This window comes from Oceanobacillus rekensis (assembly GCF_002153375.1).
Lineage (GTDB): Bacteria > Bacillota > Bacilli > Bacillales > Amphibacillaceae > Oceanobacillus > Oceanobacillus rekensis.
On record NZ_MTBQ01000003.1, the window covers coordinates 461,128 to 477,715 of the forward strand.

Consider the following 16,588-nt stretch of genomic DNA (forward strand, 5'->3'; position numbering starts at 1 on the left):
TGAGCCTCTTTTCCCGTAGGAGTATCCGTGTATTTCCCAGAGCTGGTTAGAAGGTTCCTGACAATTACTGCACTTGCGAGTAACTAAAAATACGATTATTAAACTTCACCAGTCCGTGTGAGCCGAGGGCGGTGCCTCCTGCTTAGAACAGCACGTGTCCGAAGGTGCGCATCCGTCCGCAGCAACCCCGGACGGCGCCGATAGCGTTACCTTCTAAAGGATTGGAGGAAAACACGCTTAAGTCACTTTGCAGTTTATATCTGTAAAGGTTATAAAAGTAATAAATCAATGAGCTTTTTATTTTAATCTTCTTCATGATTGAATTGTAATTTTTCGGGGTACATTGTTTAATATACAATTCATTGAAGGAGGTCCACATATGGATATGGAAAAATCAAATGGAAAAGTAACACCACCAGCACAGGTGCAAGATAAGCAGCCAGGGTTGGAAACAGAAATGAATCCAGAGCCAAAATATATTCGTAAGAGTTATAAAGGCAGTGATAAATTAAAAGATAAGGTTGCCATCATTACCGGTGGGGACAGTGGGATTGGAAGATCAGTAAGCCTGCATTATGCTAAAGAGGGTGCAGATATTGCAATTATCTACCTTGATGAACAGGAAGATGCACAAGATACGAAAAGACTTGTTGAACAAGAAGGCCAAAAATGTCTTTTAATAAGTGGTGACATTGGAAATCAAACTTTTTGCGAAGCAGCGGTTACGCAAGTCCTCGATACCTATGGCAAGGTTGATATACTTGTCAACAACGCTGGAGAGCAACATCCACAGGACAGCTTTATGGATATCACAAGCGATCAATTGGAGAAGACTTTCCGTACAAATATTTTCAGCATGTTTTATTTAACGAAAGCTGTTTTACCGAATCTAAAGGAAGGTAGCAGTATCATCAATACGTCTTCCATAACTGCTTATAAGGGGAATCCTTCTCTAATTGATTATTCATCAACAAAAGGTGCGATTACATCCTTTACAAGATCTCTTTCCGGCGAACTGGTGAAGCAAGGAATACGGGTCAACGGTGTTGCCCCAGGGCCAATCTGGACACCATTGATTCCAGCTTCTTTCGATAAAGAAAAGGTTGATCAATTTGGAGGAGATTCTCCAATGAAGCGCCCTGGACAACCACAGGAATTAGGACCTGCATACGTTTATCTTGCCAGTGAGGATTCAAGCTATGTCACAGGTCAAATGATCCATGTGAATGGTGGAACTGTCGTCAATGGTTAAAAGCGAGAAAAAAGTAATGCTCTCCATTTTGTGGTGGAGAGCATTACTTTTATTTATTGTCTTTTCTCTGTTTGATACTGAGGGCAATAATTCCACCAATGAAAAGAACAAACACAGCTACAACAAAGCTGATAAATGCCCAATTCAATCCTTCATCCGTTTGTAAGGAATAAACTTCTGTTGTTTCGCGTGGCAAACCAATTCTATAATCACCATTTTCATTTTCCCTTACAAGGTTATCTCCAAGATGGCCTCTCAGCTGCAAGCCAGATTCAATATCTGATACATCTAAATAAGCTGATTCACTGCCATTGTTAATCGCGATATACATTGTCTCGTCTTCCAATGTCCGCTTAAATACACTCATTGCTCCATCTGAACCAACTATTTCAAAGTCACCATGTTGAAGTACAGGAAATTGACTCCTTAGTGAAGATATCCGCTCATGAAACTCTTTCAATTCTGGTTCCCCACTGTTAAATGGCACAAGTCGTTGAGAATCCTCAGCAGTTGCACCATACATCGGTAACTCAGAACCTTGCAAAATCATCGGAGTACCAGGAGTGGTATATAGATAAGTCAATGCCAACGTCCAAGTTGTCAGTGAGTTTCTATGATTTTCAGAATATGCTTGCGTAAATCGCTCTGTATAAAAATCGTCCATATATATTAACCCATGTTGATTTGAAGAATTTGACCAAGTTTCATAAATAGTAGATACATTATTATCTGGAGCAGCAAAGACGTCTACCATCGAATCCCTCAAGCTCATATTTTCAAAAGCATCCAATTCTGTTTCAGCCAATATTTCGTCACTTGCTTCATCTGTAATTAAAATATCTCCAAGTAAATAAAATTCGGGATTTACACTTTTTAAATGACTTGTGAAATTCCCCAAAAATTCTATAGGAGCCTCGTCCACAGCATGAAGCATATAGCCATCAAGGTTCGTTTCATCCATCCAGTATTTGGCAACATCGATTAAATATGCTTCCACTTCAGGATTATTTAAATTCAACTGAACCGTATTCGCTGTCCATGCAGGTTCAGTTAGCTCCTGCTCCATAAACCAATCTTCTTTGTCTGGATCATCAATGATTGGATTCGTATCAGCAATATAATTGGTTACGAACTCCATGACCACTTTCATATCTCGGGCATGTGCTTCTTCAATTAATGTATTCAAATCTTCCATTGTTCCAAACTGTTCTTCTATGCTATAAAAGTCCTCGATCCAATATCCATGGTAACCATTATCAGCATTTTCCATTAGAGGTGATATAGAAATCGTTGTAACACCAATCTTCTGTAACGCATCAAGCTTTAAGATGATCCCTTGAATGTCTCCACCGTGATATGCATTGGGATCATCAATATTCACATCTGCCTGAGATTCCGAGCTGTGATTCGCATTATTGAATCGGTCAACCATTATATTATAAATAATTTCTTCCTCCAAAGCCCGCTCTTCATCTGCAAAAACGGTTGGAATATATGACATCGTAGCCATCATAATAGCTATAACAAGCATAAATGCTATTTTCTTCATAAACAATCCCCCACAAAAATATAGTAACTCTTAGTTTATTATTAACCAATAAAATGAATAGTCAATGACAAACCAAATATTGTTGAAAATACTTCACATGTTAAGATTGTGACTGATTTTTATGTTTATCTGCGATTATGAATAGTTTATCGGCAAATCGCCTTCCAATGATATTTCGCAATAAAAAAAGACTGCCCCAAAAAACCTTGAGGCAATCCTCCATTTCTTATTATAATTGTATACCCATTGGCAAGCGGAAAAATCCAAGTATCAATACGATGATGAACGCAATCCAGAACTGAATCCACGGGCTTTTCGCCGATTTCCTTTTACTCTTTTTAACCAATATCATTTCCATCGCTGCGATCAACCAAATTCCAGCTACACCTTTCGTGATTGCTTCAGCCAGAATCGGCATTCCACTGTTTGTGATGTAATTCCAGAGTAAAACTCCACCAGTATAAAGCATAAACAAGTAAACAAGACGTAAAATCATATGAAGAATTTTTGCAGGTTTTGCATTATCGCGATCCACCATTGCAATTACTAAAATAAACAGTATGATTCCCAAAACCCATGATGTTATATGCATATGTGTCATGAATGTATCCTCCCTTTGTTTCTGTGATTCTAAAAAACTCACAGAATAATATCTAATCGTATCATAACATGTACATCCAAATAATTCATTTTATATAAACCATCGTAAATAAAAAAGATACAAGCTTGTTGCAAAACATTCACAACCCAACCTTGATTAACGTATTGATTTTCTATTTTTACCTTTTCACTTTACTTTCGATTGTTTCATTCATAATTTTCACTTTGTGTTCTTGCGAAACGGCTGTAACTTATTATATGTTAAGCTTCTCCATATCCATTCCATTGGTCCAAAACGGAATCTCGCCAACCACCATTTACTGAAAAATACTTGCATGGTAAAGATAACCAGTACCATAACAATTCCTGCAGCAGGACGGATCGAGCCATATAATCCAAAACCGATGCCATAGAAAAGCATGAAGCTAATGACAGACTGAAGTAAGTAATTCGTCAATGCCATTCTTCCAACACTTATGAATGGCTGGATTATTATTAACCCTAGCTTACTCCTGGCAAGCAGTGTAATTGAAACAATATAAAAGATTGCTGATGCTGTACCACCGATATTATCCTGAATATAAGAAAACCATAACGGATTTTCAAATAAATAGGTTCCCATTTTTATAGCAATAAAGATGATAAGCGATATCACCCATACTTTCTTCAATGTAACTGCATGTTTATTTGGCTCGTGAAGCCAGTGTTTCCGAGCGATATACATACCGAATAAGAATAAAGGAAGTAAGGTTGCTGCCAAAAACAGCATAACAATTCCTCCATTTGCATACATCCAATCATGATAATTTTGTGACCAGATCGTTAGCAGACTATTGCTTTGATAGTTAGCCAATGTTTGATTAATTATATTTTCATTATAACCACCCAAGTAATTGCGGGCACCGTACATCGCTAGTGATAATAGTCCTACACTTCCCACGAGAAGGATCACACCCCAAAGGACCAACAGCTCATCCCTCACATTCAGAAACAACAGCAGTAGAAGACCAATCAGACCATAAGATAGTAAAATATCACCATGCCAGATGAAAAATGCGTGGAAGATTCCAATCCCAATGAGAATAATCAACCTCCTGAATAAGAAAGATCTTACATTTGCATTTCGCGCAACAAGCCGACTTTTTAGCAACTGTATACCAAAACCGAAAAGAATGGAAAACAATGTATAAAAGCTTGCTTGAAAAAATATATCAATAAACCCTTGCGAAAACCGATCCACTGGAGAAGACCAAACATCCTCCGCTCCTCCATGCATAAAATAAGGAGCTGAAAAAGCACCGATATTAACGATAAATATCCCAAAGATAGCAAACCCTCTAGCTGCATCAATCCAAACTAATCGATTACTCTCTTTCGCCGGACCAAATTGTTGCATTGGTTCCACTCCCTTCATTGGTGACTGTCACTTCTAAATGTTGCGTAAGTACATCTGTGGAATGTCCATGCGTTGTATCAATAACAATGGCATCAATACCTGTTACAACGAGTATGATAAAATGCATTTCTATAAGCTTGTGCTAATGCTCCTGTCCAGGATCGCTCTGGGCGGATGCGCATCCTTAGGGCACGTCCTCAAGCCCTCCAAAGAGAAAACCACTCTGCGGGGTCTTCGGACACGTGCTGTTCCCATAGGACTCACCGCCCAGAGCGATCCCGGACTAGTACTACTATTTATGGAGGAATTCTCTGCCTTTTTTCAGTTAAAGATTCTATCTTTAACAAACGCTATTCTAGCAGCCCCGTATACACGTAGACTCCTGAGGGAAGTGAAGTGTATACGGGGCTGCTGTTGCCGAAGTAACTTTTTTGCCTTTATCAGTGTTACAAATCTAACTTAAATATTTTTATTGTTGCACTGGTACTTCCACAAGCAATTGTTTTGAGAAGAAATACAGGTATGTTTCTTTTACCGGTTGCCTCCATATCTCTTCAAGAGCATGTCGGTACAAAGACATCTGTGTTTCGTATCTCTTAACTAGTTGCTCTCTTACAGCATCTGTAACATCCTTTGCAATGGTATCTGTCTTATAGTCGAGGATAATCCACCCATCATCTCTTGGGATAAGACAGTCAATCACACCTTGGATCAGAACTTGTTCATCTTTGTCACTTTTCCAATTTGCATAAACTTTACTTGCAGGCAATGTCAGACTGAATGGCACTTCCCGATACATTTCCGTACTATCTATCATAAGCTTTGCAATATCCGTATGGAAAAATTGTTCAATTGGCCCCACATCCACGATATCCGCTTCTACCCTCGTCAATATCTCTTTATCTGCAAGTAGCTCCACGTATTCTGCGATTTCGTTTCCCGTTAATGCCCGGTCCATTGGCAGGTGTTGCATAACCGTATGCATGGCAGTACCAATTTCTGCTGGTGTAACCTTTTTTTCAGTCTGCATAAAATTCGGTCGTTTGACAATTGGTGCTTTAAACGATTGTACAAGTTGATTGTCACTGTAATCATCTTTGATTTCTCGTTGTCGCTTAAGCTCTGTAACTGTTTGCTTTGCACGCAAACTTGCTGCTTGATTATATGGATATTGATAGGATAACCGTTCATTCACTACAACTTGTAAATCTCTATCTTCCACATCTACAGGCTGCCAATTGATGATTTTCTCCTTCAACTGCAAATCTGCTTCCATTGTCGTTTCTTCCAGATTTGTCAAGTCACTAGCATGGATAATGGATACATCCCATCTCGATGGATCGACCTTTATTTCTTCTAATACAGCATCCCCAATTTCCTCTGTTCGAAGCCCACCTGTTTCTTGATGACGGATGAGTGCTGGTCCGACCCAATCCAAATAGGTCTTCGATTCCATACGGAAATGTGCCGGGAGAACCCACTCGGAATGGTCAATCATTTTCTGCCATTTTTGCAGTTTTTTCTCCATCGATCCTACTGTACCGACCATAACAAGCTTTTCTTTTGCCCGGGTTAATGCTACATATAATACACGCATCTCCTCGGCGAGAAGCTCCCTCATTTTCTCCTGCTGTAATGCATGGTAGAATAACGTAGGATACGTAATTCGTTTAATCGGATCGATATATTTACTCGCAAATCCAAGATCTTTATGCAACAAATATTTTTGCCTTAAATCTTGTTGATTGAATTGCTTTTCCATCGCTCCTAATATTACGACAGGGAATTCGAGCCCTTTACTTTTATGGATAGTCATAATTCGGACAACATCTTCCTGCTCACTGAGTGCCCTGGCAGCTCCTAAGTCATCCCCACGTTCTTCCATTCTTTCGATAAAGCGAAGGAAACGGAAGAGACCACGAAAGGATGTTGTCTCATAACCACGAGCACGATCATAAAGCGCTCTTAAATTAGCTTGGCGCTGGCGTCCACCAGGCATACCACCAACAAAATCATAGTAGCCAGTTTCCCTGTAGATATCCCAGATTAATTCTGATAATCCACCTTGCTTGGATGCAATCCGAAATAGATCCAACTGATTCAGGAACTGTTCTATTTTATTAGCGGTGCTATCACTATTCTGTTTCCTATAACTTATTGCCGCCTCATAAAATGAACCGTTCTTATCTGCTAAGCGAATGGAAGCCAGTTCATCCTCATTTAAGCCGACAATCGGTGATTTTAGAACAGAAGCCATCGGAATATCCTGTCTTGGATTATCAATGATCTTCAACAAACCGATCATTATTTTTACTTCAATCGCTTCAAAATAACCTGTCGAAAGCTCCGCATAAACGGGAATCCCCTGTTTCTTCAGTTCATCGGCAATCGTTGCGGCCCATGTCATCGAACGCATAAGGATTACAATATCCCGATATTGTAAGTCACGCTGGCTCTGTGTTTCCTTATCCACAACTTTCATTGGGGCGCTTGCTTCCTTTAGACCGATCCATGTTTTTATTTTTTCTGCATATGCTCTTGCTTCAAGCTGTGCTTTTTCTAAATCTTGAAAGTTCTCTTCCTCTCCAGTTGCTTCTTCCCTGTCATCTACTGCTTCCCTGTCAATAATAAGGAGTTCAGGAGATGGCTTATCATATGGCAGTTCATCATACATTTTATTGCCGTAAATTAACTCTGCATCTGTATCATAATTTATTTCTCCAAGTTCTTCATCGAGAATCTGCCGGAAAATATAATTTGCCCCTGTAAGTACTTGCTCACGGCTTCTAAAATTGCTTGCCAAGTCAATTCGTTTCGCAATTTCATCGTCATTTGCAAAGCGTTTATATTTTTCAATGAAAAGAGTTGGTTCCGCATGTCGGAAGCGATAAATACTCTGTTTGACATCGCCTACCATGAACATATTCCCCGCACCTGACCTGTCACTTATCAATGTGAGTATCGTTTCCTGGACAAGATTCGTATCCTGATATTCATCGACAAGAACCTCACTGAACTGCTTTTGAAATTGCAATGCTACTGTTGATGGGATGATGTTCCCTGTTGTAGAAGCTTCATCCACAAGCAATTGCAGACAAAAATGTTCCAAATCGGAAAAATCAACAAGGGCTTTTTCTCGTTTATGTTCTGTGAATTTAGCTTTAAATTGCTTTACAAGTTCTGTAAGCTGTTTAATAACTGGCGCCAGCTCTCTCATATCCTCTATATGGCTGTTGAGATTCCTGCTGAACCATTTCTTTTTCATGCCATCCCAGCGATCCTTGTAACTTTTTCTTAGATTCTTCACTTTTTCCTTCTTTAATTCGTTACATTCTGCGCGTTTCCCAGACAATCTTCCAAAAGTACTTGACGTCATAAAGGTTTGAAGTTCGTCCCAGGAACCGACAAAGCGTAAAGCTTCCTGTAACAGAGCCATATCTGCATCAATGGTATCAGCGTAATGATACGGGCCATCATTTTCCCTCGTTATGTTTAACGCAAGCTCCATCTCCTGTTCAATCGCATCCAACTGATCTTTTACTTCCCGCTTGATCATTGTTAGCCAATTTAGATTAGATTCTGTCCAGTTTTCGGGTATTTGATATACATCTGCTAACTTGTCGAGCCACAGATCTGGCCATGGATTTTGTGTAGCAAATGTATACAAATTAAGAATGAGATCTTCTACTTCCAAGTCACTGCGATCACTGGAAAAGCGATCTACAACAGCAAAAAATTGTTCCTGATTTCCCGTCTCGTTGCCATACCATTCTTCAAATAAATCATCAAGTACTTCTTGCTTAATCAAATCACCTTCCATATCATTTGCGATTCGAAATGACGGGTCAATATCAATCATATACGCATACTTTCTGATGGCATCCAGACAAAAAGAGTGCAAAGTAGAAATGGATGCCCTTTGCAGTAAGGATAATTGTTTTTTTAAGTGTATAGAAGTTGGATTTTCTGCAAGTGATTTTTCAAGCGCAGTTCCAACACGATTACGCATTTCCTGGGCTGCAGCATTTGTAAATGTAACTACGAGCAAGGAGTCAATATCAACCGGTTTATCATTCGATAACAACTTTTGAATAATTCTTTCGACTAGCACTGCCGTCTTGCCTGACCCAGCAGCGGCAGCAACGAGAATATCACTGCCATCTGAATAAATCGCATCTTGCTGTTCCTTTGTCCAATTAACCATCATTATCTTCCTCCTCTCTTAGTTTGCCTAATATCTCATCTTCCTTCATATCTGTAAGCTTCCGGTAATTATTTTCCTCTAATACAGGATCAAATTGGCAAACAGAATGAAAAGGGCAGAATGTACAAGCGATATTCTGCTTATGTTGATATGGGTTTAAATGGACTCCCCCATTTGTCATATCAATCCCTGCATTTGTCATTAATTGATGAATATGGTTTTGTAAATTATTGAATGTCTGATTATCAGCAACTTTTGAAAAACTATTAAATCCGCCATTTTTCTTAATACCTGCAGGGACTATCTGGCTTATACCTGTCTCAAGTGAAGTATCCATCATTTTAACGATTTCTTCATTCGAAAGAAGCAGCCCTTGCATTTTGTACTTTTTGAAAATCTCTTCGGCTATTTCATCATCACCCATTTTTCCTTTTCCAGAAATCATCGGGTTATGGACATGGAAATAGAGAACCCCAGCGGGTGTAGCCTTTGTACCAAGCCACTGCTCTGAGTGTGTTAACACGACATCCAAATAGGTGAGCATCTGAAGTGCCAATCCATAATAAACTTCGACTAAGTTAAGTCCCTTGGCACTTGATTTATAATCTATAATTCTTAAAAACAATGATTCCGCGTTTAATGCTTTATCCACACGGTCGATTCTCCCACGGAGCAATAGTTCATAACCATTTGGCAGCTCCATGCTAAGTGACGGAAGTTCTTCCCCCTCACCAAAACCAAGTTCAAATCCAACCGGCGAAAAATTACTCTGTCTTGCTTGTTCACTTAAGATATAAGCGGCTCTTGCAATAATCTCCTCCAACTTCTGCTGGATATATTTATACCGATTGGAACTGCGAAGAATCTGATGCTGTAAAATAGGAGCAAGATTGTGTACTGCCTTTTTTGCATATTGATCTGTATCCGTTTTTGACAGCTTTGCAAAGTCACGCCCTTCCTTGTGGATCCACTCAGTAATTGTTTTTAATGCTTCATGGAAGAGTTGGCCAATATCTGGTGCATCTAATTTATACGTTTTTCGCTCATCTAGTTTTAGACTATATTTTGCAAAATGCTGATAGGAGCATTTATAATATGTCTCCAGTCTGCTAACACTTGCTTTCACTTGTTTTGGATAAAGCTCTTCAACTGTTTTTTTTGCCAAATTAATTGGTTGATTTTCATAATATAAACTTTGCAGGATTGTATAAGTAGTACTATACTTCGGCTGATTACTTACATACCAATTAAATACTTCCCACCAGATTGGTTTCACTGGGTAACCTTTACGGATTCTTGCCATTTGTGCCGTCAGGGCAGACCTTGTTTTTCCCGGTGTCGTTATAAATCGCTCAGCATCTGCAAGTTCGTCTGGGTCTTGCAGTAAGAGATGGTTACTACAGGATGGGAAAAGATTCTCGATGCGCTTAATAAGTTGTGAAGGCATTTTCGCCTTTCCTTCTTCATCACTTAATGGATAACTGACCATCAACCTATCCCTTGCTGCTGTAAAAGCAATATACATATAAAACCAGTCATCAAGCAGCTGACGTTTTCCGCTGTCCGCAAGCCTTATACCACCCGTAGCCAAAATTTCCCGTTCTTCCTCATTAATCATCCCATCTGCTGGCGGTTTCATCGGCCAAATACCATCATTGACACCAAGCAAAAAGGAGCATTTTACTCCACTGATTCTTGATCTATCAATTGTACCGACAATTACATGGTCCATGCTCGGTGGAACATGGGAAAATTTAAGTGTTTCAAATCCAGCATCCAATGTGGCATGGTAAGTGGATAAAGTCATTTCTTCCTCCCCAGCCATTTCAACCATTTCATCAAACAGTTGGATTACGGCATCCCACACTTGATCCTGTTCTCTACCTTTTTCAGTTTCCCCATTTTCGTCATAGTTCGTCCGCACTTTTTCCAGTTGCTGTGGAATATTTAAATTTTCAAGCAGCATATATGTCTCCGTACATAAATCTTTGATTGCCTTTGCCTTTCTAATTTGCTCATCGAAAGGCCTCAATGCTTTCGTAACTTGCTTTCGATAGTGATTGATTCGTTTTTGTGTTTCTTTTTCAATATCGGTTTGAGATGCATTTTCAAAGCCACGGAACCTTTGAAACTTCCATTCTTCTTCACCAAACCACCGTTCACGGGAGCGGATTCCATACTCCAAACAATAGTTTTCCAGTTCATCGATTGCATCATTTGTTAATGGATATTCCGGATCTGTTGCTGGTATAAAGCCTGTTTTCAACACACGGAAAACCGCATCATATCGCCAATTTCCTTCCACAATATCCAATACAGATCGAATAATCTCAATCAGCGGGTGATTCAGCATGGTTCGTTTTTCATCAATAAACACTGGGATATCATGATCATCAAAAATTGTTTGGATTAAATCATGATAGATATCCGTTTGTCTGATGAAAACAGCAATATCCTGAAAACGATATTGCTCTTCCCTGACTAAACGAAGTATTTCTTGTGCAGCTCCCTCCACTTCTGCTCGTGGGTGTACTGCTTCAGCAATCGTAATCGGTACGTCTCCATAGAATTCAGGTGATGGCCTTACATCAAAGTTCTGTTCTAAATGTAAGAAATGGGCTCTATCGCTAAACCTGCCATATTTTGGTTCAAGTACAACCGTTTCATCCAAACTGATTTGATTTTCATCGGCGATTTGTTCCAATATATGATAGGTTTCTGTTGTCTGATAAAACAGATCAAGTTCAGAAACATCCTCGTTCGGATGATCTAAAGCCAATGTGACAGTCACAGAATTACATTTCTTCATCAACGCTTCCACTACGATAAGCTCTTTAGGTGTAAAGCTATGGAATCCATCAAAGTAAATATCAGCATCTTCCAACAAATTGGAATCACTGATTTTTTCCGAAAGCAATTGTAATTGATCTTCACCATCCATATAGTTTTCCTGCAGTGCAATAATAAGCTTTTCATAAATATATAATAAGTCATCTAGTTTGTTCATCAGTGCTACTTCACCGGTAGATTTATGGACAAATTGATTTAAATGGTCCATCTGTATCTGGAGAATATCAGGGGTTACTTGATAACGTTTAAACTCTGTTATCATCGTCTCCAGCTGATTCAAAAATCCTTGCTTTTCCATTGCCTTTTGAAAAACTTTCCAATCGCCTTGCTTTTCCTCGATAATCTTCCGAAGCATCATTTGAATCCCTACTGAACTGATAAACTGCCTTGTTCCTCCACCGGTTTCCTGTAATACTCGCCAGGCAAGTCTGGAAAAACTTACAACTTGCGCTCGGATGCTTCCTTTTATATTTTCATCATTAAATAAAGCGAATTCTTGTTGAAAGGTCATTTGATCTGGTACGATATAAAAAATAGAGGAACCTTGGGGGTTATGAATTAACTTTTCTTTTATTTCATCCAGAGTTCTACCACTTTTCCCTGTACCGGATCTTCCTGTAATAAATCGAAGTCCCATTGTCTAGCCCCCATAGAATGTTTATTAATTTTAACCTAAGACTGTTTTCTAAAACATCGGGGACTGCTGTTACTCATCCCACCGAAAACATTGTTGTTGCCACGAAATATATATTATTCGTCCTTAATGCTCACTCGGTTACTTACTATAAGTATGTGCTTTTCCGGCCGTCCGGGATCGCTCCAGGCGGATGCTTTCCGTGGGCACAGCCTCAGCCTCCCGCGGAAAGCGAAGTATATTTCCCAGAGCGGCTGCCGAAGCTACTTTTCTGACATCGTAGTTTATATCAACTTGCAATCCTATTTAATAAATTAGCCGAAAATAAATAGAGCTTCTATCTATTTTACCAAAGATAGAAGCTCTATAATAATTATTTGCCGAAACTGAGTTTAGTCTTGGACAGTGGCCAGTATGTTACATCCACTTTTCCTACTAGTTGTTCTGTTGATATAAAACCAAAGGATCTGCTGTCCAGACTGTCTTGCCGGTTATCACCCATTACAAATAATTTGCCTTCGGGTACTTTTTGTTTCCCGGTTATTTCCTTTAATGTGAAATTTTGAGTGAACGGTTTGGAATCACTAGCTTGTACATACGAATCAAGAAATTTCTCTTTCACTTTTTCACTATTCACATACAATTGATCATATTTATACTCAATTTCATCACCCGGTAGTCCAATGACCCGTTTGACGTAATCCTCTTCTTTATTTGCATGGAAAACAATTACATCGAAACGATCCACATCTTTTAGATCATAAACAATTTTATTTACCATTAGTAAATTACCATCATATAATGTTGGTTCCATGGATTCACCATCAACAACATAACTTGCAAAGATGGTAGAACGTAATATTACCGCAAGTACAACTGCAAGGATGACAATAGGTACCAGTCTGCGATAATTATATTTTTTCATATTATCTTCCTCCAGGGTTAGCATCTACTGTTAGCATACCCATGAAGGAACGGTTTTAATCTTTATCTAAATTTGGATAGTTCTTGTTTTCCACTTTTTTTTGCAATCTCTTTTCGAGATACTTACCCAGCATCCAAAACAAGCCAATACCAATTCCTACTAAGATTGTTTTGAATGGATTCTGTGCAAACTCCATAATGCTTGAGCCAACGTAGGAAATCGAGAAAATCATTACCGCCTTTCCCAAGAGAACAGCCAGAATAAACTGTTGCGTACTAACCCTCGATAGACCTGCTACTACATTAATAATCGCAGATGGAGAAAACGGAAAGCATAGTAAAAGGAATAATGGTCCAAAACCATGTCTTTCCACCCAGGCAGTAATACGTGTAACCTGTCGATTCGCATTGACTTTCCTAAGTAATCTCGTATTGCCGAGCTTACGAATCAATAAAAATACAACAATTGCTCCAACACTTGCACCAACCCAGGAAAGAAGAAACCCTTTCAACAATCCATAAGCAGCTGCATTCCCCAATACAAATACAATTAATGGAAGAAAGGGCAAAAACGCTTCAATAAAAGGAAGAAGCAATCCCGGTAAGGGTCCCAAACCTTCATATTGGTTTAATAGCTGTTGTATAAATTCATCTAGTCCTTCATTTTCAAGGACAGATCTCCAATTGGAAAAATTGATGTTTAATAGATACATGTTAGACAGATTCTCCTCATATGTATGAACGGTTTCTTAATCTTAATTATAGTTTAAAATAAACAGGATAAAATGCATAGTTTTATCCTCTTATCTTAGCCACTTTCTTTATATTTTATATTTTATAGTGTATTTTTTTGAAACTATGTCATATAATAAGATTAAGAGAACAATTGTTCTATGGATTAAGGAGGGCTAATCATGCGCTATTTAACAGATGAAGAATTAGAAGTGGCTTCTCGTTTCCTTTTTCTGTCGATGGCAATGGTCGTTATCAGGCAGGATATCGATCATGTTCAAATTGGTGCCTTTAAAATTAAAGAACCTTATTTGAAACTTTTAAAAACAATGATATCCGAAGCATCCATTGAAAGAAGAAAGATAAAAAGGCTGATGAGTCAGAAAAACATGCAAGTTGTAACACTAAATAAAAATGATTCTTTCTCATCTTTTCTTTTCCTCTGTCAGAGTCGGGAAGAGAAACGAAATTACTTCAATCCTGTCATCCGCAAAAAAGTGGTGAGCATTGTCCAAGAACTTATGTTTAAGGCTCTGGGAACAAATCAGCAGGAAGATGCTGATGCAAAAATTTAATACGATTGTCAAGTAAGTATCGGTACTGTGCTGTTCGCTGTAACTGATTCAACATAGATCCGTATGAAATGTCCAGAACAATTTTCCTACCATTTTTAAAAGTGATTTCTGTTTGTTTCCCAGCTCTACTGACTTTATCTATATGAGAGTGGGCAATCCAAGAGCAATTTGGGCTGCTTGGTGATGTCGTAGGAAAAAAATACATCCCACTTGAAGGCTCGATGGATATAGGTGCTTTATGTGTGATACCACTGATGTCTTTAGTCCCATCTTGCCTTCCTTTCAAACTTACTCCGAAGAAACGACATGCTTCATCAATAATTTTGGTAGGAGGCTTATTCAATACATATTCTGCGTCTTCCTCCAGAACTCGAGTTATCGTCTGATTTCCATTCTCATCACGCTCAGAAATCACCGCCATCGTAAGTGGAGTAATTTCATGCGAAGTAAAATAGTAGTTTTTTAACATTTCTATTCTTCCCTTCCTAGAAAAATAAAAAGAAAGTGGCTTAAGTACTAATTTACCATATTTATAGGAAAATGGATGGATATAAACCAAATTTTACAAAATATTAATATTCTGTCGAAAAACGGTAAATAAAAGCATTTGTAAAAACCAAAAAGCCCACTAAATAGGGGCTTTTCAGGTGTTAATATAAAAGATTAATGAGATCTTCTTTTGATATTTTGCCGAGATAATGTGACACATCAAAGCCATCAAGTGTCTCTTCAATCGCCTTGCGTTCATGACGTACACCGATTATTTTATTTTCAAGCTCTTCCACATTTCCAATACCAAAGAAATCACCGAAAATTTTACAGTTTTCAATTATTCCTTTTTTAACATCCAAACGTACGTCTACGAGACCAGCAGGGAATTTATATGTTTCCTGTACGTTAAATGCTGGGGATTTTCCATAGTTCCACTCCCATTGCTGGTAACGATTTTTGGAAATTTCATGGATATTGTCCCAATCTTCATCCGTCAAAACATATTCAGGTACATCTTTTACATCTTCTACATTAAATACATGTTTAAGAATCACTTCTTTGAATTGTTCGATTGTAATTTTCTCTTCCAGAAACTCAGAAATATTAGCTACACGGCTTCGTATTGATTTAATCCCTTTTGATTCAATTTTGATTTTCTTAACTTTCAATGCTTTTGTTAACTCTTCTAATTCTGAATCAAACATAAGGGTTCCGTGGCTGAACATACGGCCTCTCGTTGAAAACATGGCATTACCTGATATTTTCCGATCTTTAACGGCAAGGTCATTCCGTCCCTGCATTTCTGCTGGCACACCCAAATTGTTCATTGCATCAATCATCGGTTGAGTAAATTTAGCAAAGTTCTGGAAGCTGTTTCCATCATCTTTCGTAATAAAGCTGAAATTAAGGTTTTGCTCATCATGGTATACAGCTCCACCACCAGAGAGCCTGCGTACAACCTTAATACCTTTTTCATCTACATAATCTGTATTAATTTCTTCAATCGTGTTTTGGTTACGCCCAATAATGATGGACGGCTGGTTAATATAGAATAATAAATATGTATCTTTTTCACCAAAGTTTTCTAAAATATATTCTTCAATAGCCAAGTTGACCATCGGATCTGTAATACCTTTATTATCAATAAACTTCATTTCGCAAATTTCCTCCTTTTATGTTCTTTTAGAGAGGCCCTCTTCATAAATCTTGTTGCTTCTTTAACCTTCACAGTTTCTATATAAAGTGAAGTAACTTTAGCGCGACTCCACCATTTTCCCCCAGGATGGGTACTTTTGCCGCCGTCCGGGATCGCTCTGGGCGGATGCGCACCTTAGGGCACGGCCTCAAGCCCTCCGTAGAGAAACCCACTCTGTGGGGTCT

The 16,588-nt window shown here is 38.6% G+C and carries 12 protein-coding genes; 2 read left to right on the plus strand and 10 right to left on the minus strand.

Translation table 11 applies throughout. The annotated features are described in order from the left end of the window. Positions 1 to 379 precede the first annotated feature (379 nt). Positions 380 to 1,252 carry an SDR family oxidoreductase gene (locus tag BV906_RS09715; RefSeq protein WP_087973326.1) on the plus strand — a complete coding sequence of 291 codons (873 nt, stop codon included), beginning with the start codon at positions 380 to 382 and terminating at the stop codon, positions 1,250 to 1,252. Positions 1,253 to 1,301: 49 nt separating this feature from the next. On the opposite strand, the gene BV906_RS09720 is transcribed toward BV906_RS09715, so the two are convergent. From BV906_RS09720 to BV906_RS09750, 8 genes are all read right to left on the minus strand, one after another. Beyond that, positions 1,302 to 2,801, minus strand: a complete 1,500-nt coding sequence (locus tag BV906_RS09720) for an alpha-amylase family glycosyl hydrolase (RefSeq protein ID WP_087973327.1) — start codon at positions 2,799 to 2,801, stop codon at positions 1,302 to 1,304. Positions 2,802 to 3,030: 229 nt separating this feature from the next. Beyond that, complete coding sequence (locus BV906_RS09725; protein WP_087973328.1) at positions 3,031 to 3,402, minus strand: DUF1516 family protein; 372 nt, start codon at positions 3,400 to 3,402, stop codon at positions 3,031 to 3,033. A 219-nt stretch (positions 3,403 to 3,621) separates the two neighbouring features. After that, positions 3,622 to 4,797, minus strand: coding sequence for a DUF418 domain-containing protein (locus BV906_RS09730; RefSeq protein ID WP_087973329.1), 1,176 nt, complete (start codon positions 4,795 to 4,797; stop codon positions 3,622 to 3,624). Beyond that, on the minus strand, positions 4,766 to 4,924 hold the full coding sequence (locus tag BV906_RS19450) for a hypothetical protein (protein WP_176330305.1): 159 nt from the start codon (positions 4,922 to 4,924) through the stop codon (positions 4,766 to 4,768). The genes BV906_RS09730 and BV906_RS19450 overlap by 32 nt, the downstream gene beginning before the upstream one ends. 342 nt (positions 4,925 to 5,266) lie before the next feature. Further along, entirely contained in the window at positions 5,267 to 9,001 is a 3,735-nt protein-coding gene (addA, locus tag BV906_RS09735; protein ID WP_087973558.1) for a helicase-exonuclease AddAB subunit AddA, read from the minus strand. Then, the gene (gene addB, locus BV906_RS09740; protein ID WP_087973330.1) at positions 8,994 to 12,488 is read right to left on the minus strand and encodes a helicase-exonuclease AddAB subunit AddB; all 3,495 of its coding nucleotides are present in this window, start codon (positions 12,486 to 12,488) and stop codon (positions 8,994 to 8,996) included. Before addB ends, addA begins: the two co-directional genes overlap by 8 nt. 370 nt (positions 12,489 to 12,858) lie before the next feature. Further along, the gene (gene lepB / locus BV906_RS09745; protein ID WP_087973331.1) at positions 12,859 to 13,410 is read right to left on the minus strand and encodes a signal peptidase I; all 552 of its coding nucleotides are present in this window, start codon (positions 13,408 to 13,410) and stop codon (positions 12,859 to 12,861) included. 55 nt (positions 13,411 to 13,465) lie between these two features. Further along, complete coding sequence (locus BV906_RS09750) at positions 13,466 to 14,122, minus strand: TVP38/TMEM64 family protein (protein ID WP_087973332.1); 657 nt, start codon at positions 14,120 to 14,122, stop codon at positions 13,466 to 13,468. Between the two features lie 201 nt (positions 14,123 to 14,323). Between BV906_RS09750 and BV906_RS09755 the strand changes: the two genes are divergently transcribed. Next, on the plus strand, positions 14,324 to 14,716 hold the full coding sequence (locus BV906_RS09755; protein WP_087973333.1) for a YhjD family protein: 393 nt from the start codon (positions 14,324 to 14,326) through the stop codon (positions 14,714 to 14,716). On the opposite strand, the gene BV906_RS09760 is transcribed toward BV906_RS09755, so the two are convergent. Further along, on the minus strand, positions 14,667 to 15,185 hold the full coding sequence (locus BV906_RS09760; protein ID WP_087973334.1) for a competence protein ComK: 519 nt from the start codon (positions 15,183 to 15,185) through the stop codon (positions 14,667 to 14,669). The genes BV906_RS09755 and BV906_RS09760 overlap by 50 nt on opposite strands. A gap of 181 nt (positions 15,186 to 15,366) precedes the next feature. Continuing rightward, complete coding sequence (gene lplA / locus BV906_RS09765) at positions 15,367 to 16,362, minus strand: lipoate--protein ligase (protein WP_087973335.1); 996 nt, start codon at positions 16,360 to 16,362, stop codon at positions 15,367 to 15,369. Between the last annotated feature and the right edge of the window lie 226 nt (positions 16,363 to 16,588).

Bases quoted from the DNA above. Each gene is read 5' to 3' on its own strand.
- BV906_RS09760 (WP_087973334.1), bottom strand. From the start codon at position 15,185: ATGTTAAAAAACTACTATTTTACTTCGCATGAAATTACTCCACTTACG.
- BV906_RS09755 (WP_087973333.1), top strand. From the start codon at position 14,324: ATGCGCTATTTAACAGATGAAGAATTAGAAGTGGCTTCTCGTTTCCTT.
- addA (WP_087973558.1), bottom strand. From the start codon at position 9,001: ATGGTTAATTGGACAAAGGAACAGCAAGATGCGATTTATTCAGATGGC.
- lplA (WP_087973335.1), bottom strand. From the start codon at position 16,362: ATGAAGTTTATTGATAATAAAGGTATTACAGATCCGATGGTCAACTTG.
- BV906_RS09715 (WP_087973326.1), top strand. From the start codon at position 380: ATGGATATGGAAAAATCAAATGGAAAAGTAACACCACCAGCACAGGTG.
- addB (WP_087973330.1), bottom strand. From the start codon at position 12,488: ATGGGACTTCGATTTATTACAGGAAGATCCGGTACAGGGAAAAGTGGT.
- BV906_RS09720 (WP_087973327.1), bottom strand. From the start codon at position 2,801: ATGAAGAAAATAGCATTTATGCTTGTTATAGCTATTATGATGGCTACG.
- BV906_RS19450 (WP_176330305.1), bottom strand. From the start codon at position 4,924: ATGCATTTTATCATACTCGTTGTAACAGGTATTGATGCCATTGTTATT.
- BV906_RS09725 (WP_087973328.1), bottom strand. From the start codon at position 3,402: ATGACACATATGCATATAACATCATGGGTTTTGGGAATCATACTGTTT.
- BV906_RS09730 (WP_087973329.1), bottom strand. From the start codon at position 4,797: ATGCAACAATTTGGTCCGGCGAAAGAGAGTAATCGATTAGTTTGGATT.
- BV906_RS09750 (WP_087973332.1), bottom strand. From the start codon at position 14,122: ATGTATCTATTAAACATCAATTTTTCCAATTGGAGATCTGTCCTTGAA.
- lepB (WP_087973331.1), bottom strand. From the start codon at position 13,410: ATGAAAAAATATAATTATCGCAGACTGGTACCTATTGTCATCCTTGCA.